The 26,254-nt window shown below is 27.5% G+C and carries 27 protein-coding genes; 9 read left to right on the top strand and 18 right to left on the bottom strand.

The window, feature by feature from the left end:
• Nucleotides 1-208: 208 nt before the first annotated feature.
• Nucleotides 209-1,405, top strand: coding sequence for a tyrosine--tRNA ligase (gene tyrS, locus RT575_RS10870; protein WP_313580804.1), 1,197 nt, complete (start codon nt 209-211; stop codon nt 1,403-1,405).
• A 43-nt stretch (nt 1,406-1,448) separates the two neighbouring features.
• On the opposite strand, the gene RT575_RS10875 is transcribed toward tyrS, so the two are convergent.
• Entirely contained in the window at nt 1,449-2,372 is a 924-nt protein-coding gene (locus RT575_RS10875; RefSeq protein WP_313580806.1) for a polysaccharide deacetylase family protein, read from the bottom strand.
• A gap of 44 nt (nt 2,373-2,416) precedes the next feature.
• Entirely contained in the window at nt 2,417-3,217 is an 801-nt protein-coding gene (locus RT575_RS10880; RefSeq protein ID WP_313580808.1) for an HAD family hydrolase, read from the bottom strand.
• A gap of 240 nt (nt 3,218-3,457) precedes the next feature.
• Between RT575_RS10880 and RT575_RS10885 the strand changes: the two genes are divergently transcribed.
• Both RT575_RS10885 and lpdA read left to right on the top strand, forming a co-directional pair.
• A complete protein-coding gene (locus RT575_RS10885; protein ID WP_313386679.1) occupies nt 3,458-4,348 on the top strand; it encodes an EamA family transporter in 891 nt (296 codons plus the stop codon).
• A gap of 170 nt (nt 4,349-4,518) precedes the next feature.
• Nucleotides 4,519-5,919, top strand: a complete 1,401-nt coding sequence (gene lpdA, locus RT575_RS10890; RefSeq protein ID WP_313580810.1) for a dihydrolipoyl dehydrogenase — start codon at nt 4,519-4,521, stop codon at nt 5,917-5,919.
• Nucleotides 5,920-6,147: 228 nt separating this feature from the next.
• Here the strand turns inward: lpdA and RT575_RS10895 are convergent, their stop codons facing one another.
• From RT575_RS10895 to RT575_RS10920, 6 genes are all read right to left on the bottom strand, one after another.
• Nucleotides 6,148-6,354: a hypothetical protein gene (locus tag RT575_RS10895; protein ID WP_313580812.1), complete on the bottom strand. Its 207-nt coding sequence runs from the start codon at nt 6,352-6,354 to the stop codon at nt 6,148-6,150.
• 37 nt (nt 6,355-6,391) lie between these two features.
• Entirely contained in the window at nt 6,392-6,814 is a 423-nt protein-coding gene (locus tag RT575_RS10900) for a hypothetical protein (protein WP_313580814.1), read from the bottom strand.
• A gap of 105 nt (nt 6,815-6,919) precedes the next feature.
• Nucleotides 6,920-7,105 (bottom strand): YqaE/Pmp3 family membrane protein, encoded by a 186-nt coding sequence (locus tag RT575_RS10905; RefSeq protein WP_313580816.1) that lies wholly within the window; start codon nt 7,103-7,105, stop codon nt 6,920-6,922.
• Nucleotides 7,102-7,770: an NAD(P)H-binding protein gene (locus RT575_RS10910; RefSeq protein WP_313580818.1), complete on the bottom strand. Its 669-nt coding sequence runs from the start codon at nt 7,768-7,770 to the stop codon at nt 7,102-7,104. The genes RT575_RS10905 and RT575_RS10910 overlap by 4 nt, the downstream gene beginning before the upstream one ends.
• Nucleotides 7,770-8,642: a flavin reductase family protein gene (locus tag RT575_RS10915; RefSeq protein WP_313580820.1), complete on the bottom strand. Its 873-nt coding sequence runs from the start codon at nt 8,640-8,642 to the stop codon at nt 7,770-7,772. The genes RT575_RS10910 and RT575_RS10915 overlap by 1 nt, the downstream gene beginning before the upstream one ends.
• A gap of 210 nt (nt 8,643-8,852) precedes the next feature.
• Nucleotides 8,853-10,010 carry a hypothetical protein gene (locus tag RT575_RS10920; protein WP_313580822.1) on the bottom strand — a complete coding sequence of 386 codons (1,158 nt, stop codon included), beginning with the start codon at nt 10,008-10,010 and terminating at the stop codon, nt 8,853-8,855.
• Nucleotides 10,011-10,424: 414 nt separating this feature from the next.
• On the opposite strand from RT575_RS10920, the gene RT575_RS10925 reads away from it, so the two are divergent.
• On the top strand, nt 10,425-12,053 hold the full coding sequence (locus RT575_RS10925) for a reverse transcriptase domain-containing protein (protein WP_313580823.1): 1,629 nt from the start codon (nt 10,425-10,427) through the stop codon (nt 12,051-12,053).
• Nucleotides 12,054-12,102: 49 nt separating this feature from the next.
• On the opposite strand, the gene RT575_RS10930 is transcribed toward RT575_RS10925, so the two are convergent.
• The gene (locus tag RT575_RS10930) at nt 12,103-13,020 is read right to left on the bottom strand and encodes a putative 2-dehydropantoate 2-reductase (protein WP_313580825.1); all 918 of its coding nucleotides are present in this window, start codon (nt 13,018-13,020) and stop codon (nt 12,103-12,105) included.
• Between the two features lie 162 nt (nt 13,021-13,182).
• On the opposite strand from RT575_RS10930, the gene RT575_RS10935 reads away from it, so the two are divergent.
• From RT575_RS10935 to RT575_RS10945, 3 genes are all read left to right on the top strand, one after another.
• Nucleotides 13,183-13,614, top strand: coding sequence for a hypothetical protein (locus tag RT575_RS10935; RefSeq protein ID WP_313580827.1), 432 nt, complete (start codon nt 13,183-13,185; stop codon nt 13,612-13,614).
• 65 nt (nt 13,615-13,679) lie between these two features.
• Nucleotides 13,680-14,945 (top strand): putative DNA modification/repair radical SAM protein, encoded by a 1,266-nt coding sequence (locus RT575_RS10940; protein WP_313580829.1) that lies wholly within the window; start codon nt 13,680-13,682, stop codon nt 14,943-14,945.
• Nucleotides 14,945-15,703, top strand: coding sequence for a TIGR03915 family putative DNA repair protein (locus RT575_RS10945; protein ID WP_313580831.1), 759 nt, complete (start codon nt 14,945-14,947; stop codon nt 15,701-15,703). The genes RT575_RS10940 and RT575_RS10945 overlap by 1 nt, the downstream gene beginning before the upstream one ends.
• A 96-nt stretch (nt 15,704-15,799) precedes the next feature.
• Here the strand turns inward: RT575_RS10945 and msrA are convergent, their stop codons facing one another.
• The 4 genes from msrA to RT575_RS10965 form a co-directional block, all read right to left on the bottom strand.
• A complete protein-coding gene (msrA, locus tag RT575_RS10950) occupies nt 15,800-16,333 on the bottom strand; it encodes a peptide-methionine (S)-S-oxide reductase MsrA (RefSeq protein WP_313386667.1) in 534 nt (177 codons plus the stop codon).
• Between the two features lie 120 nt (nt 16,334-16,453).
• The gene (locus RT575_RS10955) at nt 16,454-16,885 is read right to left on the bottom strand and encodes a hypothetical protein (protein WP_313386666.1); all 432 of its coding nucleotides are present in this window, start codon (nt 16,883-16,885) and stop codon (nt 16,454-16,456) included.
• 86 nt (nt 16,886-16,971) lie between these two features.
• Nucleotides 16,972-17,628 carry an NAD(P)H-binding protein gene (locus tag RT575_RS10960; protein ID WP_313580832.1) on the bottom strand — a complete coding sequence of 219 codons (657 nt, stop codon included), beginning with the start codon at nt 17,626-17,628 and terminating at the stop codon, nt 16,972-16,974.
• Between the two features lie 18 nt (nt 17,629-17,646).
• Nucleotides 17,647-18,060, bottom strand: coding sequence for an Rrf2 family transcriptional regulator (locus RT575_RS10965; RefSeq protein WP_313386664.1), 414 nt, complete (start codon nt 18,058-18,060; stop codon nt 17,647-17,649).
• A 107-nt stretch (nt 18,061-18,167) separates the two neighbouring features.
• On the opposite strand from RT575_RS10965, the gene RT575_RS10970 reads away from it, so the two are divergent.
• Together RT575_RS10970 and RT575_RS10975 are read left to right on the top strand one after the other, a co-directional pair.
• Complete coding sequence (locus RT575_RS10970) at nt 18,168-18,743, top strand: Crp/Fnr family transcriptional regulator (RefSeq protein ID WP_313580833.1); 576 nt, start codon at nt 18,168-18,170, stop codon at nt 18,741-18,743.
• Nucleotides 18,736-19,335 (top strand): hypothetical protein, encoded by a 600-nt coding sequence (locus RT575_RS10975; protein WP_313386662.1) that lies wholly within the window; start codon nt 18,736-18,738, stop codon nt 19,333-19,335. Before RT575_RS10970 ends, RT575_RS10975 begins: the two co-directional genes overlap by 8 nt.
• 102 nt (nt 19,336-19,437) lie before the next feature.
• Here RT575_RS10975 and RT575_RS10980 read toward each other — a convergent pair whose 3' ends face one another.
• The 5 genes from RT575_RS10980 to RT575_RS11000 all read right to left on the bottom strand — a co-directional run.
• Entirely contained in the window at nt 19,438-20,811 is a 1,374-nt protein-coding gene (locus tag RT575_RS10980) for an NAD-dependent succinate-semialdehyde dehydrogenase (protein WP_313580834.1), read from the bottom strand.
• Nucleotides 20,812-20,988: 177 nt separating this feature from the next.
• Nucleotides 20,989-21,720 carry a YebC/PmpR family DNA-binding transcriptional regulator gene (locus RT575_RS10985; RefSeq protein WP_313580835.1) on the bottom strand — a complete coding sequence of 244 codons (732 nt, stop codon included), beginning with the start codon at nt 21,718-21,720 and terminating at the stop codon, nt 20,989-20,991.
• An 88-nt stretch (nt 21,721-21,808) separates the two neighbouring features.
• On the bottom strand, nt 21,809-23,917 hold the full coding sequence (locus RT575_RS10990; RefSeq protein WP_313386659.1) for a M3 family metallopeptidase: 2,109 nt from the start codon (nt 23,915-23,917) through the stop codon (nt 21,809-21,811).
• A 316-nt stretch (nt 23,918-24,233) separates the two neighbouring features.
• Complete coding sequence (locus tag RT575_RS10995; protein ID WP_313580837.1) at nt 24,234-25,103, bottom strand: outer membrane beta-barrel protein; 870 nt, start codon at nt 25,101-25,103, stop codon at nt 24,234-24,236.
• Nucleotides 25,104-25,114: 11 nt separating this feature from the next.
• Nucleotides 25,115-26,254 (bottom strand): T9SS type A sorting domain-containing protein (locus RT575_RS11000; RefSeq protein WP_313580839.1); only part of this gene is annotated, 1,140 nt, incomplete at its 5' end.

Consider the following 26,254-nt stretch of genomic DNA (forward strand, 5'->3'; position numbering starts at 1 on the left):
GTTTTAAAAATAAAAAAAAGGTATAAATTTGTCAAACTAATGAAGTTTTTACAACACATATTACGTTTACCATTTTTTAGCACTTATTATTATACAATTTTTGCTCGGGTAGACTATGTGTATACTTCGTATTAAAATTGTACGTAAAAATTTAATCATAATCTACAAGCCCGAGCAAAATGCTCGGGCTTTTTTTATTTAAAAAATAATGAAAAACTTAAAATTATTAAAAGAGAATACATCTATTATTCTACCTGAAAATGGCTTAATTCAAAAATTAGAATTAGCAACACAAGAAAAAAGAAAACTTAGAATTAAACTTGGTTTTGACCCTACTGCACCTGATTTACATTTAGGGCATGCAGTTGTACTAAAAAAACTAAAAGAATTTCAAGATTTAGGACATCAAATTGTAATTTTAGTCGGTAGTTTTACAGCACAAATAGGCGATCCTACAGGTAAAAATAAGAGTAGAAAACCTCTAAATCTAAATCAAGTTCAAGAAAATGCTGAAACATACATCAAACAACTTTCAAAAATAATTGATGTTGAACAAGCTGAAATTATGTTTAATTCAGATTGGTTGAATCAACTTCCCTTTTCTGATGTTTTACAGTTATTATCTAAAGTTACTGTAGCACAATTAATGCATAGGAATGATTTTAATAAACGTTTTACAGAAAATACACCAATTGCTATGCATGAACTTGTTTACCCTATATTACAAGCTTATGATTCGGTTCATATAAAGGCTGATATAGAAATGGGAGGAACTGATCAATTATTTAATTGTACGATGGGAAGACAGTTACAAGAAATTTATAACGAAAATCCTCAAATTGTAATTTGTATGCCTTTATTAAGAGGAATTGATGGTAAAGAAAAAATGAGTAAGTCATTAAATAATATTATTGGTTTGACTGATGAGCCTAATGATATGTTTGGTAAAACGATGTCTATTCCTGATGATTTATTAAATGAATACATCAATTTGGCAACTGATTTTAGCATTGAAGAAAAAGAAAACTTAATTCAACGATTGGAATATGAAAATCCTATGTTAATTAAAAAAATTATTGCTAAGAATATTATCTCTCAATATCATTCAATAATTGATGCAGAAGAAGCAGAACAATATTTTAATAATCAATTTCAGAAAAGAAATAATGAAAACAGGATATTTGAGTCAATAAAAATTTCTGATTTATTAATAAACGAATCAACGCTTCTAGAAATATGTCATCAATTAAAAAATGATGTATCAAAAACTGCTATACGTCGATTAATAGAAAGTGGAGCAGTTCAAATTAATGGAATAAAAATAACTGATCCTACAAGTGTTATCGACTTAATCAAAAGTACAAAAGTAAAAATTGGTAAAAGAAATTTTTACGAATTAGTATAAAAAAAAGATCCATTTTATTTTAATAAAATGGATCTTTTTCTTTTTAGCTAACTTTATTAGGATAACTAGAAACTCCTTCTAAAACTATTCGAGGATTATTTTTCAATAAAACTATCAATTGTCTTAATTTTTCGGCATTCTGATCTGTATTAAACATGTCATCATGCATTAAAATTACTAAATGATTTTTTTCAAATGTTCTATTATGATCTAATCGATGAACTATACCTTCATAAATTTTTTCTGGGTTATCTAACTGATGAATATTTCTACTCCATTCATAATCCCATCCAAAAATATAATAATTATTTTTAGCTAATAAATCTGCTGCAGGATCAGCATCTTTTAAAATATCTCCTTTCTTTTTAGCATCTACTCTCCAAACATTACGAGCTGGTAAACGAACATATTTTGTATGAATATCTAATGTTGTTTCATTTTTTAAAATATCATTATAAACTCCTTCTGCACTACTATAAAAATGTTTATATTTATTATTTGCATGAGAAAAAGTATGATTTGCTATATCAACATTTGGATTTTGTTTATAATCTTCTACATGTTGTTTTAACTCTTTTGTAAAAGCATTATACCCTACTAAAAATACAGTTCCTCTGACATTTTCTTCAGTTAAAATTTTATTGATATTCTTACTTCCTTTAAAAGGTCCATCATCAAACGTTAAATAAACATATTGTTTTGTAGAATCTAATTCAACCTTCTTTAGAGTTTCAATTTCTTCTTTTGGTTCTGTAATTGTATCTTCATTGTTGGAATTAGAAGATAATGTATCTGTTTTAACTTTATAAACAGAATCTTTATGATCTTGTAAAATTTCATTAACTTCTACAGTAGGTTTTTCTTCTAATCCTTGTTTCTGGTTAGAACTTTCATTTTTACAAGAAAAAATAAAAAGTAAAAAGCTTAATAAATAAATGCTTTTTAGACGATTATTGATAGTAAACATTTTTTAATATTAGGTTCGAGATTAATTATTTTGTTTTATTTTTTTTAAAATTGATCAATATATCCTTGTATAATTTTCAATACTCCATCTTCATCATTAGAAGGAGCAATAAAATTAGCTTCTTCTTTTACTAAAGGATGAGCATTTTTCATAGCAAAGCTATATTTTGCCAAATGTAGCATTTCTATATCATTCATAAAATCCCCAAAAACCATTATTTCTTCTGGCAAAATATCTAATTTTTTTATTAAAGCATTTAATGCAACACCTTTGTTAGATTTTGTATTCATAATATCTAACCAAACTTCTCCAGAAACAACTACTTTAACCCCATTTTCTTCGAATTCTAAAAGTTTTGGATATACATTTTTTTCTGAACCTTCAGGATGATTTATAGCTATTTTAATAAATTTTTCATTTTCTATTTTTGTTAAATCATCAACTTGAATACTTTTATTGTAATAGTTTTTAAAAAATTCTAAAAAAACAGGATCCGTAGATTCTACATAAGCTGCATTTTTACTTGCTAAAACTATATTTGCTCCTTCTATTTTTCTAACTCTTTCTATAATTTTATTAACTAAAATAGAGTCTAATTCATCAACAAATATTTCTTCGCCTTTGTATGTAACATAAGTTCCATTTTCAGCAATAATTGCCAATTCATTCTTTATATCTTCAAAATAACTAATAATACTATAATATTGTCTTCCACTTGCCGGTACAAAAAGAATATTAAGTTCCTTTAGTTTATTATATATTTCTTTAAATTTTGGACTAAGAGTATGATCTGAACGCAACAAAGTTCCGTCCATATCTGTCACAATCATTTTTATATTTTGCATAATAGGTTTATATATGTAGACTAGTCTAAATAAGTTTTTAAAGGTAATTAAATTTCAATTTTATATTAGTATATTTTCTATTAATCTTAGTTATTTCATGAATTCTAATTTATTTTTAATTTATAGTTTTCTTTTTTTAGTTTCATTAAGCATTTTTATGACTGATAGATAATAATTTACAAGAAATTATAAATTTTATAAAATGAATGAAATTAAAGTATATTTTTGTTAAAAAAATGGATGTTATCAAAAGTTCAATTTAGACTACAATTTCTTGTATTGCTTTGGGGATTTACAGGAGTTTTTGGAAAATTAGTCACTATGAGCGCTTTACCAATGGTTTGGTATCGTTTACTTATTGCTGCAATTGCTGTTTTTGTATTTATGAAATTTCAAAAACAACAATTTAAAGTATCAAAAAAAGAGTTATTTACTCTTATGGGAATTGGTGGAATTGTAGGATTGCATTGGTTTACCTTCTATTTATCCATTAAATTATCTAATGTTTCTGTTGCATTGAGTACACTTTCAATGGGAGCATTGTTCAGTGCAATATTAGAACCTATTTTTTTTAGACGAAAAATAAACTTACTTGAAATCATATTAGCGATTGTTGTATCAATCTGTGTCATCGTTATATTTAATGCAACACCAGAATATAAAATGGGAATTATAATTGGTGTTTTATGTAGTTTTTTATCTGCTTTATTTGCTGTTTTAAACTCTAAATTGGCTAAGTCTATAAAACCTACCAAAGTAACTTTTTACGAAATGATTGGCGGCTTATTTACATTATCAATTATCATATTATTATTCCAAAATGATGCAATCTCAGAAATAATAAACATTAGTTGGTCTAATCTTGGTTGGCTAGTTTTACTTGGGGTTATTTTTACTGCCTATGCTCAAATAGAATCTGTTGATCTTTTAAAACATGTTAGTGCTTTTACTTTAATGCTAAATGTTAATTTAGAACCTATTTATGGTATTATATTAGCTAGTATCATATTTGGAGATGCAGAGCATATGAATATTGTTTTTTATATTGCAACTGCAGTTATGTTATCATCTATAATTATTAATGGCTTACTAAAAGCAAAATTTGCAAAACCTGCCCAATTAAAAAACTAAGAATTAAGAATTAAAACTTTATTTTTAATCTATATTAATCTTAATAAAAACAATGCCATAAAAAGATTAAAAAACTAACAAAATTCATTGTCAAAAATTAATGTTTGTATTAATGAGTTTCGTTATATTTGTGAGATATAAAATAAATATTAAATCAAAATAAAAACGATATGAGTTCTTATGATGTAGCCGTAATAGGTGCTGGACCTGGAGGATATGTTGCTGCAATCCGTTGTGCGCAATTAGGATTTAAAACTGCAATTATAGAAAAAGAAAATTTAGGTGGTACATGTCTTAATGTTGGATGTATCCCTTCTAAAGCTTTATTAGATTCTTCTCACCACTATTACGACGCTGTTAATCACTTTAAAGAGCATGGAATTGAAATTGATGCTCCTAAAGTTAATTTTGCTCAAATGATTGCTCGCAAAGCTGGAGTTGTTGATACAAACGTAGCTGGTATTAAATACTTAATGAGCAAAAATAATATTGATGTATTAGAAGGTACTGGTGCTTTTAAAGATGCTACTCATATTGTTGTTACAGCTAAAGATGGTTCTACACAAGAAATTGAAGCTAAAAATACAATTATAGCTACTGGATCTGTTTCTTCTGAATTACCATTTGCTCCAACAGATGGAAAAAGAATTATTACGTCTACTGAGGCTTTAGCTTTACCAGAAGTTCCTAAACATTTAATTGTTATTGGTGGTGGAGTTATTGGATTAGAATTAGGTTCTGTTTATTTACGTTTAGGTTCTGATGTTACTGTTGTTGAGTATGCAGATCGTGTTATTCCAGGAATGGATGGTGCTTTATCTAAAGAATTAACTAAAGTATTGAAAAAACAAGGAATGAAATTCCATACTTCTACTGGAGTTACTTCTGTTGTAAATAATGGAGATGATGTAACATTAAAAGCTACATCTAAAAAAGGTGAAGAATTAGAAATTACAGGAGATTATGCATTAGTTGCTGTTGGTCGTCGTGCATTTACTGGTTCTTTAGGTTTAGATACTGTTGGTGTTGAAGTTGACGAAAGAGGTCGTATCAAAACAAACAATCACTTACAAACTAATGTTGCAAATATTTATGCTATTGGTGATGTTGTTGCTGGTGCAATGTTAGCTCACAAAGCTGAAGAAGAAGGTGTTTTAGTTGCTGAGCAATTGGCAGGGCAAAAACCACACATTAACTATAACTTAATTCCTGGTGTTGTTTATACATGGCCAGAGGTTGCTGGAGTTGGAAAAACTGAAGAGCAATTAAAAGAAGAAGGTGTAGAATATAAAGTTGGTTCTTTCCCATTCAAAGCTTTAGGACGTGCTCGTGCTTCTATGGATACTGATGGTTTTGCTAAAATTTTAGCTGATAAAAATACTGACGAAATTTTAGGTATGCATATTATTGGTGCTCGTGCTGCAGATTTAATCGCAGAAGGTGTTACAGCAATGGAATTCCGTGCATCAGCAGAAGACTTAACAAGAATGTCTCATGCTCACCCAACATTCTCTGAAGCTATTAAAGAAGCTGCTTTAGCTGCTACAGATAATAGAGCTATCCACTCTTAATAGAAAAAAATCTATATATTAAAACCCAGTAAATAATGTTTACTGGGTTTTTATCTTTAAGTTATTTTAAACTTTTTAAAAATTATATTTATTTTTTTGGCAATCACTTCGAGGTGTGCTTTTTGCTATATTTTTTACAAACAATAAAATCTATTTTTTTAAAGAAAAAATTGTTTATAAAAGGATGCCGCGCCACTAATTTAAAAGATTTAAAAAAAGCTATATATTTTATTTATTTTTAGTTTTAGAATTAATCTCCTTAAATAAATTCAAAAAATCATATAATATTAAAGCTAAAATTTCATAATGTGCAATATTTTGAGGAGAGTTATGTACAAAATTGATTTCATAATTATGATAAAATAAAATTCTATCTTCTGAAATATGAATTCCATTATTATGAATTGTATTGCGGATATTAGATAAAACCATCATTGCAGTCCAATTTTCATTTTTTTTGAGTTCTAATTTTTTAAAAATTTTGACTTAATATATCATAAAGACTTTTTTTTTCTATATTTTTCTCAGGAAATAATTCTTTATGAACTTCCCTAAAAAATGTTTCAATCATTGAAGATAAATTATAAATAAAAGAAGTTTTAGTTTGCAAAAAATAATTATTTAAAACTTCATTATAATCATATTCTGAAGCTGTTGGTAAAATTTTATCAAATTTTAATTTATCTGTAAGATTATCATGAAAATTTTGAAGATTTAAATTCAATAAAATTATTGTTTTATCAATTCTATTTAACACATGTCCTTTATAATCAGTTTCACTTAAATTATTTTTAAAATAAACATTTTTAAAATCAAATCTTATTTTCTCAAATTGATTAATTACATGTAATGAGTGTTGCTTCACAGAATTATTTATAATTAATTTATCAATCATAAATGTTATGTACTTTTTTAATTATTTGACACATATTTTCAATAATAATAGTAATGAAAATTCCGACCATAGGGAACGCGCTAAAATTATAGATATAATAAAATATTATCTTCTCGAAAATTCTTTCATTCTCTTTTTATTTCTACTATCAAGTAACGATGCAACAGCCCAAATAGCAGCTGGTAACCAAGCAATAACTGTTATTTGTAAAATTAAGCAACAAATAGCTTGTATTATTTTTCCTCTCAAGAAAAAAGACAAACATGGAAATAAAACAGCTATTAAAATCATAATTTTTTTGTATTTTTAAGTATATCATTATATGTAAAAACCTGAACTCCTTTAATATTCATTTGCTCATCTACATTTACTATTCCTTTTGCTAATTCACTTGCTTTTATAGCTTTATATTTAGCCAAAGCACCTATTAAAAAAATATTAATAAAAGGATATATTTTTGCTCCTACATCTTCTGCTAATCTTTTTTCTTTTCTATTTCCTATCAATAAAGAAGGCTGATATATATTCAGAATAGGAATAGGTAATTGGGTTAAAACAACTTCAGCTTCTCCCTTCATTTTTAAATAGAAATTAGATGAATTTTCATTAGCACCAATCGCAGAAATGTAATGAAATTTCTCTAAACCTTTACTTAAACATTGTTTTGCTATAGCAAGAGGAATATCAACTTCAATTTTTTTATATAATTGCAAATCTGGTGTTTTTTTTCTAGTCGTACCCAAACAAGAAAAAATACTATCTATCTTATTAAAAGAACTTAAATCAATCGGAGATTTAAAATCAGTTATAATTTCAACAATTTTTGAATGTTGAATTCCTTGAGGTTTTCTTACTAAAATTATCACTTTTGAATAAACTGAATCATTCAATAATCTATCTAATACAATAGAACCTATTAAACCTGTACTCCCTAATAATAAGACTGTTTTTTTCATTATAATTCCATTAATAACCAAAACCAAGCTCCATTAACATCTCCTTGGTCTAACAATTTAGCTGCAATTTGATGCCTTACTTCAATTGGTTTAAATTTTTCTATTTCTAATCGTTGCTTTAATTGTTCCTTAAAATTTTCAACCATCTCCTTTGTTGGTGTTTTTTCTTGATTCCCTAACTGACCAAGATGATTACCAGTCAAATAATTAGAAAATTTTATTTCTTCTGGTAAATTATCTACTCCTATTCCTATTGTTCGTGTTGGTTTAGCCACCTCAAAAATAGATTCAGGAATAACTCGACAATAATAATCATCTCCCAAACGAGCAACTAAATCTAAAGTAAAAGGAGATACATTATTCTCATCATCCAAAAAATTTTCCTCGACATGAATTTTAATAATCTCAGCTATCACTAAATTTGCTGCACCAGGTTCATTAGAAATAGAAACAACCTCTCGTACTTTACATTCCATTTGTATTGGACTTTCTTTCACTCGAGGAGGTTTTACAAGATCTGATGGAATTGGTGTTAAACCAGCCTTTTCAAATTCATTTACTCCTTTCTTATACTCTACACTTGTTAAAGATTGTTGTTGAACAATATCATAGTTTATTATATTAATTACACATTCTGGATGCTCTAAGACATTATCAAGTGTATGTTTTTTTGCTCCATCTCTCATTTTATTTACAGGAGAAAATACACAAATTGGTGGTGTTTGCCCCATTAAATTAAAAAAGGAAAAAGGACTTAAATTTACATTTCCTTGTTTATCTATAGTACTTGCAAAACATATAGGGCGTGGTGAAATGGCATGTTTTAGTAATCGATTAAACGATTCAGTATTGGGATCAAAAGATTTAGTCATTTTTTTATAAATGAATTGTGTTATTATTTCTAAAGATAAAAAAAAATATTAAATCAATCATTTATATGGCAATCCCTTCGGGCACGCTACCTGTTACAATCTTTTGTAATTAGTCATTAAGCTAAAGTCGAGATGCATCTAATTACAAAAGGATTTTCACTACTATCGTTATTGCTAAATGGGGTTTTATAAGGGAATGAGGATAAAAATTTATATTTCCATACAGACTTTTTTTAATGATAATATATGATCTGAATCAATTTGAAAATGTCTTGTTTCCATATTTCTAAGAAAACATTTTGCTTTTAAATAGGTATAACAAACATATTTATTTTTTTCTTTACTCTTCTTTTGAAAATCAGATACCGTCATCTGTTTATATTGTTCATCGAAATAAATAATATCTTCTAAATAAATAATTCGATCTGTAATTCTTCCAAAATTATCTTTGTACTTAATTTTATATAATTCGTTTTTTGAGAATAACTGTGGCTCTAGTCGTGTATAACCTGATTCATGAATTCCAAGTAATTCGTTACTATATAACTCAGATTCAAATTTTTCAATTTCTTTAAATAATTTAAGATCAATGAAATCTACTTTTTGCGTAAGTAAACTTTTAACTTCTACTTTATAGATATATGTATTAAAATAAATATTCTTTACCTCAATAATATCATCAATTTTTTTATCACTGGTAATTTTTATTATGTCAAATTTATATTTTTCTTCATTCTTTATATTTTCTAGTAAAGACTCATGATTTTCGACTTCTTTTACAACACAAAGTGGTAAAATATCTTCAGAAAATTTATCTTTTATAGAATTATACCATTTTACTTTAAAATAATATTTTGGTTTTACTTGTTCGCCAGTTTTTTTAGAATATAATTTTTTATCTTCATTTTCTTCAATACCTATAACCTCAAGTAAGGGTGGTAAAAAATCTAAATGATGATTCTTTTTTTGAGATAATGTGTTGTCTATTTCTAAATTTGATTTTCTTTTATTTAGTTCTAAATCAACTGATTTTAAGATGACTTGTTTACCAATCCATTCTTTTAAATTAGATTCTGAAAATTCAATTACTTTTTCTTCTTTTTTAATTAGTTTTAGCTCTTTATGTTTAAACCATTTTTTCTCGAATATTCCAGATTTCGTATTATAATAAATGCATTGATATTGAATATCTTTTTCACCTGTTTCTTCCTTATATTCACTAGAAATTAAAACTTCAAAAACATTTAAAATTGGAGGTGTATATTCTGCTTTAGCTTGGATGTATATATCAGTACATTTTTCTGTGAAGGGATGTGTTTTTAAGGTAACAAGATTTCCTACTTTATAGGTGATGTCACTTTGTCTCATATAGTTTATTTTATATGTAAATATAATACTATATTTGTAAACTTGTTCTATGAATGGGGAACTACAATTAGTCAGGATAGCAAGTTATTTTCGATAACTACTTTGCCAAATAAAGTTGGAAAGGAAAAGGATTTTCATCCCGATAATTGTAACCTGATACAGGATACCATACAAAAGATTTATTTCTGGAGAGATAACTTCAGATTCTTCTAATGTACAAAGAATTATTGAAATAAACAAATGCATTAACTTTATAATTAAACTTTGCTTCATTGCTTTAGGGTTTGCAGTTGATTTATTAATTTTAGGAAAAAATACAATGACTCAGTTAATGGGTACTTATCCGACGTTTGTGTATGTAGTTCAATTCCATTTATTGTTTAATTCATAGAACAAGTATTTTATAATTTAAATGTGGAAAAACCAGACTGGCTTAAATCAAAAGGATATTTACATATTACTCCATCACTTTCTGTCGAAAATGACTGGAAAAAATATTATGCATTAATTACAGATGAAAAATTAGTTGAGAAGTATGCCTTTTATCCATTAATGTATAATGAGATTAAAGAGAGAAAATACAAAAAAATAGATCCGTCAAAACATAAGAATAATCAAAAAACTGGAAGAACTCATCGATTTATAAATAATGATGGTACATTTCAACAGACTGCTAAAAAGAGGCCAATTCATTATGCTTCTCATTTCGATGCTTTAATATACGCTTACTACTCTTCAGTTCTTTACAATAAATATGAGAAAATTTTAAAAAATGACACATTTCTAAATGAAAGTATTATTGCTTATCGTCGTATAAAACTACCTAATTCCGAGAAAGGAAAAGGAACAATCCACTTTGCAAAAGAAGCTTTTGATGAAATTATAAGTAGAGCTGAAAAAGAAAGTGTAGCTGCTCTAACTTTTGATATTGAAAATTTCTTTTCGGGTCTTGATCATTTATTACTCAAACAAAAATGGTGTGATGTTTTAAATGAAAAAGAACTACCTAAACATCATTATAAAGTATTTAAAGCGTGTACTAAATTTAGATATGTACATCGTGATGATTTGAGAGTTCATAAAAATAGAGGAAAGAGGAGAGCTGGTTTTGATGAAAAAAAACTAAGTGAGATTAGACGTCATAAGGGATATAAATCATTCTTCTATGATAATAAAGATTTCAGAAATGCTATAAAGAATAAAGAAATCACGGTTTATAAAAACTCATTTTATAAAATTTTAGATAATGAAAAAAAAGTGAATATCGGTATTCCACAAGGTTTACCAATAAGTGCAACTTTAGCCAATATTTATCTGTTAGATTTTGATCAATTCATAATTAATGAATTAGTTAAGAAGCTTAATATTTATTACAGAAGATATTCTGATGATATATTAATTATCTGTAAACAAGATGAAGTAGAATTAATTAAAAAGAGTATCATTCAAAAAATTGAAGAATCATTTTTGAAAATCAGTGAAAGTAAAACAGAACAATTTATTTTTAAAAAATTAGCATTTAATAAAAAAAAGGAAACACGCTTAACTTCGATTAAGATTGATAATCTTAAAGAAAAAATTAATAAACCTTTAATTTATTTAGGGTTCGAATTTAGAGGGTATAATACAACTATAAAATCTACTAATCTTGCTAAATATTACAGAAGAATTATTTCTATTGTAAAAAGAAGAGCAAATAGAGCGAATAAATTAGAAAATACTAATCCTTTCAATAAGAAAGCAGTATTTAAAAATCAAATTAAAAAATTATATAATAGCCCATTAGATGATATTGATTCAGAAACTCATGAAATAAAACAGAAGTTTAGAAGTAGAAGTAAATTCTATTTAAAAAATAATGGAGAATTCGATCTTGAACTTTGTCAACTACCAATAAAAAATCAATCTAATTATATCAGTTATCTTAGAAGATGTGATAAAATTTTTAAAAATTCAAGAGATCAATCATTTTTAAAACAAGTTAAGAAAAGACACTATATTGTAAACTTAGCAATAAAAAAACATCTAAATGATAAGCTTTAAAAAACCTCCTAACTTTAAAGATTAAGAGGTTAATATATAATTTATAGAATTAATCTTGAAAATACTCAGCTTGTTTAAAATGAAGTAACTGAAGTAATGTTTTCATTTTTTTCATTTCAAAACCAGCAGCTTTTGCATGCTCAATTGGTTTTTCATAAATATACTTCAATTCCATTTCTCTTTTATTATCATAATCTAATTTCATACTTGGGTTATATGGTTTCATACGATCAGTTGTTTCAACAATTTTATCTACCTCATCATCAGGAAGATTTACACCACAAGCTTTGGCTGCACTAACAGTTTCTCTCATTAATTCGTAAATCATTTCTCTTGTATGGATATTAGAAAGTAATTTATCTGTCGTACAATTTAAAATAACACAAGTTCCATTAAATGCCATATTCCATATAAGTTTCTGCCAACGTATATACTTTAACTCATCTGTATATATAGCATCAATATCAGAAGTTTTGAAAACCTTAATTAAATCATCAACCAAAGGAGTTTTTTGATGATTAAAACTTCCTAATTTTAATCTTCCCAATTCTAAATGATGAATATGACCTGGTCCTATTTTATTTGAAGCAATAAATGCCAAAGCACCAATAATATTATTTTTTGGAAATAGTTGAGCAATTTCTTCCTCTACTCCTAGTCCATTTTGAATAATAACTATTAATGAATAATCATTGATTATTTTCTTTATATTTTTAATAAAACTATTTTTAGTCGATTTCAGACAAATAAGAACTACATCACAAATTGGCATTTCATTTATATCCTTATAAACATGTATATCTTTTAGATTAAAAGTTCCATGTATATCTGATTCTATTGTTAAACCGTTTTTTGCAACATAATCATAATCGCTATTTAATAAAAAATGTACATCATTTCCATTCTTCGCTAACATTCCTCCGTAAAAACCACCCAATGCACCAGTTCCAATTACTGCAATTTTCATTTTTTTATTATTTAGTATTCTATGATTTTAAAGGTAACTAATAATAGCTTAGAGCACAAAATACTATAGTGAAATTTATCAATTTATTTAGAAAATAATGCAATAAAGATTTTGTCTACTAAAATTTAAAATGTATATTTATACATCTAAATCTCTGATAAAATGGTGGATACAGTTCGTCAGTTTAATCAATTATTTCAATTATATCAAAAAGGAGATCGTTTTAATTTATACATTAATGATTATCCTAAAGGAGATTTTGTGCGTTTATTTTTTAGTGATGAAATCGAAAATTTAAACTTTTCTTTCATTAACTCATCAACAGAAAAAGCTCAATTAGTAAAGAACAATCATTCATCTACATTTCAAAACTATATTGATTTGATTGATTTAAATATTATAAAAATTAATGAATTTTCTGGTTATTTTATTAAATATGATTTCTATTTTTATTTAAAAGAAAATACACTTGTTTTAAACTACATTCATCGTGATTTTCTTTCTCAACTAATCGATATTCTTTTATATGAGTTGGATTGTAATTTTATTAGTCGATTAAAAACGGAGTTGTTAATTAATCTTGAATACGATTAAGTTAATTTTTTAATCACGACACTTTATGGCTTAATTCATCTTTTTATTTGCCTAAAAGCAAAAAGATGAACTTCGATAGAATTAATGAAAAATTAAGTATTCTTGCTGATGCAGCTAAATATGATGTATCATGTTCTTCTAGTGGAAGTAAAAGGCAAAACACAAAAAATGGTTTAGGAAATGGTCATTATTCTGGAATTTGTCATTCTTTTACAGAAGACGGAAGGTGCGTTTCTTTACTCAAAATTCTTTTAACAAATCACTGTATTTATGACTGTGCTTTTTGTGTATCTCGAAAAAGTAATGATATAAAAAGAGCTGCTTTTACAGTACAAGAAGTTGTCGACTTAACAATTAATTTCTACAAACGTAATTATATCGAAGGTTTATTTCTTAGTTCAGGAATTTTCAAAAATGCAGATTTTACAATGGAACGTTTGCTTTTGATTGCTAAGAAGTTACGTTTAGAAGAAAATTACAATGGTTATATTCATCTAAAAACTATTCCTGGTGCAAGCCCTGAATTATTGAGAGAAGCTGGTTTGTATGCAGATAGAATGTCGATTAATTTAGAAATGCCGACAGAAAAAGGATTGAAATTAGTTGCACCAGAAAAATCTCACGATGATGTAAAAAAACCTTTGGGGTTCATTAACCAACAAATGACAGAATTTAACACTGAACGAAAATTAATTAAATCTACTCCTATTTTTGTACCAGCAGGACAATCAACACAAATGGTAATTGGTGCAACACCAGAAAATGATATGGAGATAATGCACACTGCTAATCAATATTACAACGATTATAACCTGAAACGTGTATATTATTCTGGGTTTATTCCCATTAATCATAATGATACAATGTTGCCATCTATTGGTACACAACCGCCATTGCTTCGAGAAAACAGATTGTACCAAACAGATTGGTTAATGCGATTCTATCAATTTAATGTCAATGAGATTTTGAATGTGAATAATCCTCATTTAGATACTGATATTGATCCAAAATTGAGTTATGCTTTAAGAAATTTACATCTTTATCCTATAGATATTAATAAGGCTGATTATCATCTTATTCTTAGAATTCCTGGTATTGGTGTAGGTTCAGCAAAAAAAATTATGCAAGCCAGAAAATTTGGAAACATATATGCCTATCAACTTAAAAAATTTGGAATTGCATACAATAGAGCGCGATATTTTATGAAATGTGCAGATGATAATTACCATATCAAAGATTATTTACCATCACAAATAAAAAATAAAATATTGAGTACAAGTAAAAGCAAATATTTGAAAAACATTCCGAATCAATTAAACTTATTTGATTAATGGAAAATTATGTTTTTGATGGTAGTTTTGAAGGATTCCTAACTTTAATTTTTGATTTTTATACTAGAAAACCTAAAGCTATTAAAGTATTTCCTGAATATATGTATCAAGCAACGATGTTTGATGAAAAATATAGTGTCATTTCTGATAATGAAAAAGCTAAGCGAGTTAATAAAGCTTTAAAAAACAAATTAAAACCTGCTAATTATCGTGCAATTCAAGCTGTATTTTTATCAGAAGAATTAGAAGCTTTTCAACAATTATTTTGTTATTGCTGCCTTATTTTAAATAGCAACTCAGATGTACAAAATAATTATGGGAACGAACATGTATTGTATGTCATACAAATGAATCGCTCTGTGAATAGAGAAAAACATCATCATGAAGCTTTTATTCGTTTTGAAGAAATTAGTAAGGATATGTTTTTTGCTAAAATTGAACCTAAATACAATGTTATTCCATTAATTATTAGTCATTTTAAAAATAGATATGCCAATATGAATTGGATTATTTACGATTTAACAAGAAAATATGGAATTATACATGATCGAGAATTAAAAAACATTCAAGAAATAAAAATTGATTTTATTCCAAAAACATCTAATTTACCAACAGAATACACCAATATTGATGAACATTTGTACCAAGAGTTATGGAAATCATATTTTAAATCAACCAATATTGAGGCACGTAAAAACACACGATTACATGTTCAACTTTTACCGAAACGTTTTTGGAAATATTTGACTGAAAAATAGTTTTATTTTAAAGTTGATATAAATTTTTAATTAATTATTGATATATCTATTTATTAAAAAAAACATCAAATAAATTTGATGTTTTTTTTTAATATTTTACTTTAAAATTTGTTTAAATTTAGATTTAAACTTTGCAATTTTTGGTCCCACTACAGTAGAACAATATTGCGTTTCAGGATTTTCATTGTAGTATCCTTGATGGTAATCTTCTGCTGGCCAAAATTTATCTAAAGGCTCTATTGTTGTTACAAATTTATCTTCATACAATTCTCCATTATCAAATTGTAAAAATGATTCCTCAGCTTGAATTTTTTGTTCTTCTGATGTATAAAAAATACTAGATCTGTATTGTGTTCCAATATCTTCACCTTGTCTATTTAGTTGAGTTGGATTATGAATATTCCAAAAAATCTCTAACAAATCTTTGTATGATAATACCGTAGGATCAAATGTTATTTCTACTACTTCTGCATGATTTGTATCTGTATCACAAACTTGTCTATAAGTTGGATTTTCTACATTTCCGCCTGCAAAGCCAGAAATTGCTTTTTCAACTCCATTAATTGAATTATATATTCCTTCGACACACCAAAAACAACCTGCGCCTAAAACTGCTACTTCAAATGCCATAAATAGTGACTTTTATTAATTTTTAAAACTAGAATAATTTAGTATATACAAAATTTGTACAAAACAAAAGCGCCCAGAATTTCTTCTGAACGCTTAACAAATATATAATATTTTTACTTTTTAAATAATATTGCTGTAAAAAATATTTTTAGGATCTTGAGGATCGATTAAAATATCAACCTCATTTCCTTTTTTCAACATATCATTTGTATTTACATCTCCAGAATATTCAAATTCTGTATAATAAATCTTTTTACTATCTGGGTGTGTATAAAAAACTTCAACCACATAATCTGGAAGATTATTCACACCAAGTAATGTTCTTTTTATGTCTATAACCTGAGCTTTTACTTTTAAACCTTGTTTTACTAATCTATTATAATTTCTATAATCAAAAATAAACTTAAATCCTAGATGTATTATTGCTAAACTAGTAATAAGCAAAAAGAGACCTAATATTTGATAAATAATCATATCAAAATTTAATAGATAGCAAAGGATAAATAATCCTAACCCAAATGTGACACATGCTATTCCTATTAAAAGTTTCATTTTATATTGATTTATTATGCGTTTTTCATAAATCGTACCAAATGAATATTTTAAACAAAAAATATTAAATGAAACTTTATTTTTAATTAATAAGCAGCAGTAAATCTTTGCTTAATAAATTTTGCATTCTCAACTTCATCAACAATTACTAAAGCAAGATCTTCTACGGATAAAATACTACGTCCGTCTTTATCAAAAACAGGAACATCTTTTCCTAAACGATATAATCCTTTTCTCACTCCAGAAGTACCTTGATGCATTTCTGGTGCAGGAGAAAACATTGTCCAATCTAATTGATTATCTTCTTTTAAAATATTGTAATAATCTCTAGCAGCCAAAGCTCCTGGCTTTATTTCTTCAGGAAATCCTGGAGCATCTACAATTTGTAATTTTTTTTCATCATTTACATACAAACTACCAGCTCCACCTATTACAATCAAACGTTTTACTCCTGCTAATTTTGTTGCTTCTTCTATTGCCTTTGCCCCTTTTAAAAAATCATCATATAAATTAGGATTTTGCCAACCAGCATTAAATGCACTTACAACAACGTCAGCGCCTTTTAAATCTGTAGCTAATGCTTGTACATTATTTACATCCAAAGCTACTTTTGCTACATTTTTATGATCTGTAATTTTATCTACACTTCTTGCAAATGCTTTGATTGAAAAATTACGATTAATTAATTCTTGTAATATATGTGAACCTACAAAACCTGTTGCTCCGATTAACGCTACTCTCATTTTTCTATAATTTTTATATTATTCGTCTATAAATTGATCTGAAAACTGTTTTAATGTTCTATGGTTTAATTCTTGAATCAAATTTGATTCAGCAGCATCAAATAAACTTTCAAGATTTTCATTCATCATTTTTCCAACTGGACAAGCAGGATTGGTTTGATTCATTTTTCCGAAAACATTTTCATGATTTACTAATTTATAAACATCACCAAGTAAAATACTTTCTGGATTTTTTGACAAAAAACATCCTCCATCTTTTCCTTTTTTAGAATCTATATAGCCTGCCTCTTTCAATAATTTTATTTCACGACGAACTACTACTGGATTTACATTTATACTTCCTGCAATAAAGTCAGAAGTAATTAATTGTCCCTGAAATTTCTCTGCTAAAACCAATATATGTATTGCTGTAGCAAATCTTAGATTATTCATTACTATATTATTATATAACAAAGATAAGTATATTAATATTGTAACAAAAATTATTACATTATTTATTTACATTTTTTACCTAAATTTGTAATAGACTTTCTTATTAAATGGAGAATTATAAAAAAAATCTGAAGAGCCTTATAGAACTTAACGACATTGAATGGTCGAAAATAGAGGATAAATTAGTTGAAAAACATTATAAAAAAAATGAATTTATATTAGTTCCAGGCGAATATTCCGAAGATTATTATTTTGTAGAATGTGGAGTTATTCGTTCCTATACAATTGATGATAATGGTAAAGAACATGTTATACAATTCGGAACAGAAAATTGGTTTGTAAGCGATAGAAATAGTGCTATTTGTAAACAACAATCAAAATTTTATATTCAGGCTATTGAAGATTCTACATTAATTATTTTAAACAATGAAATTAATAAATTAATCACAAGTATTAATCCTAATTTTTTAGTTGAACAAAATAAATTAATTCAAAATCATGTACGAAGTCTACAAGATAGAATAAACTTACTTTTGAGTGCTACAGCAAAAACAAGGTATTTAGAATTTATACGACTTTATCCCAACCAAGTAAATAGAATTCCACAATGGATGATTGCATCTTATCTTGGAATTACACCAGAAAGTTTAAGTAGAGTAAGAAAAGATATTGCAAATGGATAATTATAGTTTCGAAATTTTTGTTCCAGAGAAAAAGAAAAAAAGTTCCAAAGGAATAGCAAAAGTGATTATCTCTTTTCTAATTGTAACAGTAGTTAGTTTTATTTGTTTAGAATTAGAAATCTTTAAAAATCAAACGTATTATTATATTTTTATTGGAATTTTAGCAACATTAGTTGCTTATTTTAATGGATATTTCAAAAAACCATCTACAGAACTACTTGGTACTTCTGATGGAAAAATAACTTTTGAAAAAAAAGGAATTACTATAAAAGATGAGTTTTTTCCTATTAAGGATATTTATTCTATTATTATAGATAATGATGACTACAAAGGTAAAAAGATAAAAGAATTCGGAGAATTTGAAACTGAAAAAGGTTCTAATGGAGTAAGTAATTTGTTTACACTAAAAACAAAAAATAATAAATTTATTGAAGCTTATTTTAAACAAAATTCACTGAACGAATTTCAAAAAATTGAAAACATATTAATTGATTACTATAAATCTAATTTATTGTCGGAAGATGATCTTATTAGTATTTTAAACTATAAAAGTGATATTGATAAAATAGAATTAAAAAAGAAATTGAAATAATAAATTTTAATATTCTTCAATAGATTTAGAACAAACATAAAAAAATGATTTAAGTAAAACTTAAATCATTTTTTTATTATTTAAAAATATTGAATACTAAAATTATTTAGCTATCATTATTAGTTTTTTATTGACAAATTCTAAAATTCCTGCTTTAGATAATTCTCGCCCATAACCAGAATTTTTAACTCCTCCAAAAGGCAATTCAGGACTAGAAGAAACTTGTTTATTTATGAATACCATTCCTGAGTCTATTTTTCTTGCTATTTTTTCAGCATTTGCAACGTCTTCCGTGTAAATTGATGCTCCCAATCCATAAGGAGTATCATTAGCAATTTGTAAAGCTTCATCAATATCTTTGACTTTCCAAATACAAACTACTGGTCCAAAAATTTCTTCATCATAACCTTTCATTCCTGGTTTTAAATCAGTCAAAATTGTTGGTTGTAAAAAGAATCCATCTCTATCTAATCTTTTTCCTCCAGAAACTAGAGTTGCTCCTTTTTCTACTGAATCATTAATTTGATCTAATAGCCCATTCATTGCATTTTCAGAGCTTACAGGTCCCATATCTGTATCAGGGAGAGTTGGATCATCAACTTTCATTTGATTTACATAAGCTGTGATACGCTCTAAATATTCATTATAAATACCTTCCTGAACTATTATACGTTTAGATGATGTACAAGCTTGTCCAGCATTACGTAAACGACCATTAATAGTACCATTCATAACTTTTTCTATATCAGCATCATTTAAAACAATCATAGGATCTGAACCTCCTAATTCCAATACTGATGGTTTTACATGTTTACCTGCAATACTTGCAACTTGTGCTCCAGCAGCCTCTGAACCTGTTAATGAAACACCAACAATTTTAGGATTCTCTATTATTTTATCCGTGTCTTTACCAGACATCAATAAATTTTTATATAATCCTTTTGGAGCTCCAGCATCTATAAAAAGTTGTTCCAAAGCAATACCACATTGCGGAATGTTGGAAGCTGTTTTTAAAACAACTGTATTTCCTGCCATAATATGTGGCCCTGCGAAACGAGCTATCTGCGAAAATGGAAAATTCCAAGGCATAACACCTAATAAAACTCCTATTGGTTCTGATACTACATATGCTGTACCTTTTTGAGTTTCTAGTGTTGTATTAGCCAAAAATTCTTCTGCATTATCAGCATAATATTCTATAATATTTGCACTATAATCTATTTCTATTTCACTTTCACGCAATGGTTTTCCCATTTCTGTTGTGATTAACGAAGCTAAATGAGATTTTTGTTTACGCATTTCATTTGCAACACGTTTCATAATAACCTTTCTTTCTTCATAAGAAACAAATCGCCATTGTTTATATAATTCGTTTGCCTCGTCTATATATTTGTTTATTTCTTCGCTTGTGTAGGCTTGAAATTCTTTTTCTACTTTTCCTGTTGCAGGATTTAATGTTCTAATTGAACTTGCCATATCACTATAATTTATATCTACAAATTTGTGTCAATTCTTGTTCTAAAAAAAGGATTTAAGATAAATAAAATTAATAATCATTAATAAACTATAAATTTTGATTACAAACTAATTTTATAAAATGAAAAAACGTTCAAAATATATTTTGAACGTTTTTTTATATACTTTTTCAGAGATTTATTCTTCGTCTTCGTCGTCTTCTTTCATTGTATGATAAACGTTATTCACGTCCTCATCCTCATCAAATTTTTCCAATAACTTTTCGATATCAGCTTTTTGTTCCTCTGTTAATTCTTTTGTAGTTTGAGGAATACGCTCAAATTCAGAAGAAATAATTTCATATCCACCTTCTTCTAAAGATTTGAATATTGTTCCATAGTTTTCAAAAGGTGCTATCAAAACAATTCCATCTTCATCTTCAAAGACTTCTTCTACTCCAAAATCAATCATTTCGAATTCTAATTCTTCCATATCAACTCCTTCTGGTTTTTGAATCTTAAAGTTACTGATATGGTCAAACATAAATTCCACAGAACCTTGTGTTCCTAATTGTCCATTACATTTATTAAAATAAGAACGAACATTAGCTACCGTACGATTGTTATTATTTGTAGAAGTTTCAACTAAAACAGCTATTCCATGAGGACCATATCCTTCGAAAATTACTTCTTTATAGTTTTCTGTATTTTTATCTGATGCTTTTTTTATTGCACGCTCAATATTATCTTTCGGCATATTTGCCGCTTTAGCGTTCTGAATTACAGCACGAAGATGAGAATTTGAATGCGGGTCAGGTCCACCAGCTTTAACTGCCATTACGATATCCTTACCAATCTTAGTAAATGCTTTAGACATTGCTGCCCAACGTTTCATTTTACGTCCTTTTCTAAATTCAAATGCTCTTCCCATTTCTAATTTCTTTTAAAGTTGCAAATTTATTCATAAAACAAAAAAAATCCAAGTATATACTTGGATTTTCATTCACTATATTCAAGATTTATTTCAATCCGTGATATTTTAACATTGGTTCTATAGATGGAGCCTTCCCTCTAAAGTTTTTATAAATTACATTTAAATCGTCAGAATTCCCTTGAGAAAATACTTTCTCACGTAAAATTTGACCATTCTTTCTTGTCATTCCTCCATTTTCTAATGTCCATTCATAGGCATCGTGATCTAACATTTCTGCCCAGATATATGCAAAATATCCAGCTGCATACCCTCCTCCAAAAATATGACTAAAATAAGATGAGCGATAACGTGGTGGAACTTGTGCTAAATTTGTTTTATTATCAATTAAAGCTTGTTCTTCAAATTTATCTACATCAGTTATTGTAGCATCAGTATTAACTGTATGCCAAGATAAATCTAAAGCAGCAGCAGATAATAATTCTGTTAATGTATAACCTTTGTTAAAGTTAGAGGCCTTTTTCATTTTTGCAACCAATTCATCTGGAATCACTTCATTTGTTTGATAATGTTTTGCATAATTCTTTAAGATTGTTGGCTCCGTTGCATAATGTTCATGAAACTGAGATGGGAATTCAACAAAATCTCTCGAAACACTTGTTCCTGATAAAGTTGGGTATTTTTGATTTGCAAAAAATCCATGTATAGCATGCCCAAATTCATGAAAAGTAGTAATTACATCATCATAAGAAATTAAAGCAGGTTGTCCATTTGCAGGCTTTGTATAATTTCCTACATTATAAATCACCGGTTTTGTTCCAAATAAATGAGATTGTTCTACAAGATTGCTCATCCAAGCACCTCCTTGTTTAGAATCTCTTTTAAAATAATCCGTATAGAATAACCCTAATTGCGAACCATCTTCATTAAACAATTCATATACTTTTACATCTTCGTGCCAAACAGGAATATCTGTTCTTTTCTTAAATGTGATTCCGTACAATTTATTTGCCATAAAGAAAATTCCATTTTCTACAACTGAATCTAGAACAAAATAAGGTTTCATTTCATTCTCATCAATATCATATTTTTCTTTACGCACTTTTTCAGCATAATAATTCCAATCTGCAGCAGTTAATGTATTTTTTGCATTTTCTCTTTTTGCTAATGCCTCAAATTCTGTTGCATCCTTTTTTGCCATAGCAGTTGCAGCAGGAATCATTTGGTTCAATATACCTTTTGCTGCTGTAGGATTCTGCGCCATTTGATCTTGCAAATTCCATTCAGCATAATTATTAAAACCTAAGAGCTTTGCTTTTTCTGCACGTTTTTTAACCAAGCTAAGAATTGTAGCACGTGTATCATTTTCATCTTTCTTTTCTGTTCTAATCCAAGCTGCATCAAATAATTTTTTACGCGAAGCAGAATTAGTCATATTTTGTAATTCTGGTTGTTGTGTCGTATTTAATAAGCTAATTAAATAAGTTCCATCCGCTTGTTTAAAAGATTCTAAATCAGCATCACTTAAACCTGCTAATTCAGCTTTTGTAAAAGTAACCCCACCAGCTTTTGTACCTTTTAATAATTGATTAGAAAATTTAGTTTCAAGAGAAGCTATTTCTCCATTCAATTTCTTTAACTGATCTTTTTGAGCTGACGACAAATTTGCCCCAGCCAATTCGAATTTCTGATAATATACATCCAACAAACGAGCCGATTCCTTATCCAAATTCAATTCAGCTTTTTTATCATGCAATGATTTTACACGTTTAAAAAGTTTATCATTTAAATAAATTGCATCACTATGTGCTGCAAATTTTGGAGATAACTCCTCCTCTACTGCTTGCAAAGTTTCATTTGTATTTGCACCAGTCAGTAATCCAAAAACATGACTAACTCTTGCTAACAATTGACCTGATTTCTCCATTTCGACCAATGTATTTTCAAAAGTAGGTTCAGCAGAATTGTTTGCAATTTTTTCTATCTCTGCCAATTGCTCTATCATTCCTTGTAATAAAGCAGGTTTAAAATCTTCATTTTTTATTTTAGAAAAATCGGGTGTATGATAAGGCAATTGACTTTCTTTGAAAAATGGATTCTCGCTATTCCACATTGTATTTGTTGTTTTTTGACTACATGAATTTGCTAAAATCGATGATCCAAGCACCATTCCGTAGAAGATTTTTTTGTTAAACATTTAGTACATTTTTATATAAAAACGAAGTTAAGGTTAATCTTCAAAAAATTCAAACCAAAACAACTATTCACATTATAAACTTTTATACAGCTACTTTTATAAAAACGCAACAATTGTTATTCTTTTTTCAATAAATTAAATTGGGCGTTCGAGCGGGCTTTTTGTTACAATCTTTTTAGATTGGAACGGAAAACCCGATCGAAGGGAACGTCATTATAATATTTAGATGTTAGAAATGTAAGTCTATTAGACGTATTTATAAATTATATAAAAAATTGCCAGCAAGTTATTGCTGGCAAAATGTAGTTAGTTTTAGTTAGTAACACCCACAACCTTTTCCTCTGTATCGTTGTCCAAATTCTAATTTTAGTTGAATTCCATAAGCCATTAATTTTGCTGATTCCGAAATTCTATTTGTTTTTAAAATACTATTCAGTTGTCTATCACTATAGCCATTATCATTGTAATTAATTAATGGAACATCTTTTTTTATTTGTTCTTTCTTTTGCATATCATTTAGACCATAATCTATATATATGCCTGTATAAAGTCTTATGTTATCATCCAATTCAAAGCTAAGTCCTGTCTCTGCACTTAAAGCAAAGGCGGTATTTAGTTTTGTTTTGGAAGTACTCTTCCAATTATCAAAGGTTTCAAATCCATGATTGGGTATATCAGATAATTCAGCATTTACATCTGCATAATAACCTGTTAACTGTAATTGATTGATATTTATATTAGATTTTTGTCCAAATGGTAAGAAAACTCTTCCTCCTCCATTAAAATAAAATTGAGTATCTCCCATTGTTCTGTATTGTAGCATTAAAGGAATACTAATTGCGTTAAATTTATTTTCTTCTTTGTATCCTTTTGTTTTTACTCTAAATTCAAATAATTCTCCTTCAGTATCTATTTCATCAGTTGTATATACTGCATCATTCAATGTTGTTTTGTTGCTATAAGCTCCTAGTTCTAATCCTGTGATAATTGCTAAATGATAATTAAGAAAATAAGTATAACCAACTCCTATTCTTTCTCCTATTTTCAGCTTATTATTACCGTCATTTATTTTATAAGATAAACCTTGCATTCCTGCATTAGCCAGAATACTTATCTGTTGAGCATTACAGAATATAATTCCTAAAAATATAAAACTTAGAACTAAACTATTTTTTATCGTTTTCATGTTTTCTTATTTTACTTAACCAATAATTTAGTACTAGATTTTTTACCATTATTTAGAAATAGATGAACAACATAAACTCCAGCTGTTAATGGTGCTTGTATTTTTGTTTCTACATCTACTTTATTAATTTCATTGTACTGTTTCCCAGTTATGTCTGTTACAATTATTTTTGCACCTACTAAATCTTGTAATTCATAATCGGCAAATAAACTAAAGTATTCTCCCTGTCTAGCTGGATTAGGAACTATTCTTAAACCTCCTTTATGTATTTGTGTTGCTGTTATATTGATGGGGCATGTTTCTATTTCATTCCCATTTACATCAGTAACTACAACATAATATTCTCCTGAAAGCGGTGATGAGGAATTATAAACTTGTTTTGTTGCTCCTACTATTTGTTTACCATCTTTGTACCATTGCCATTTTGTATATAGATTTGAACTGTTATCGAATATTAAAACATCATTCCATTTTTGTTTAATCATTCCATTTAATTTATTCGTAAGACCTCTTTTTAATGGACTTGCAGCAGTATAATTATTATTACCTAATTGTATTGCTATTATTTCTACATATCCTCCAACAACTAAGATTGCTTGATTTCCACTTATTCGAACAATAGATTCATTAGAAGATTGATAAATAATAGGTAGTCCACTAGATGATGTAGCTGTTAATTCTATTGAAGACTCTCCTCCACAACCAACAACTAAGCTTTGATTCCATGAAATTGTTTGATTTGCTTTCGTTATTTCTAGATTGGCTGTTAATGTAAAACCTTCGTAATTTATTCCGCCATCTATGCTTGCTGTTACTAAATATGTTCCTGCATTTGTTTGGTTATTATTTGTGTAACTTACTGTTGCTCCCGATGGTAAATTACCTACTATTGATAATGATTTTGGGCTTCCATCGTACACAAAACTATTGTCTGAAAAACTAATTCCTGAGATAGTTGCTTTCGTTATTTCTAGATTGGCTGTTAATGTAAAATCTTCATAATTTGCTCCACCATCTATACTTGCTGTTACTAAATATCTTCCTGCATTTGTTTGGTTATTATTTGTGTAACTTACTGTTGCTCCATATGGTAAAATACCTACTATTGATAATGATTTTGGGCTTCCATCGTACACAAAACTATTGTCTGA

The organism is Chishuiella sp., assembly GCF_032109125.1.
Taxonomy (GTDB): Bacteria; Bacteroidota; Bacteroidia; order Flavobacteriales; family Weeksellaceae; genus Empedobacter.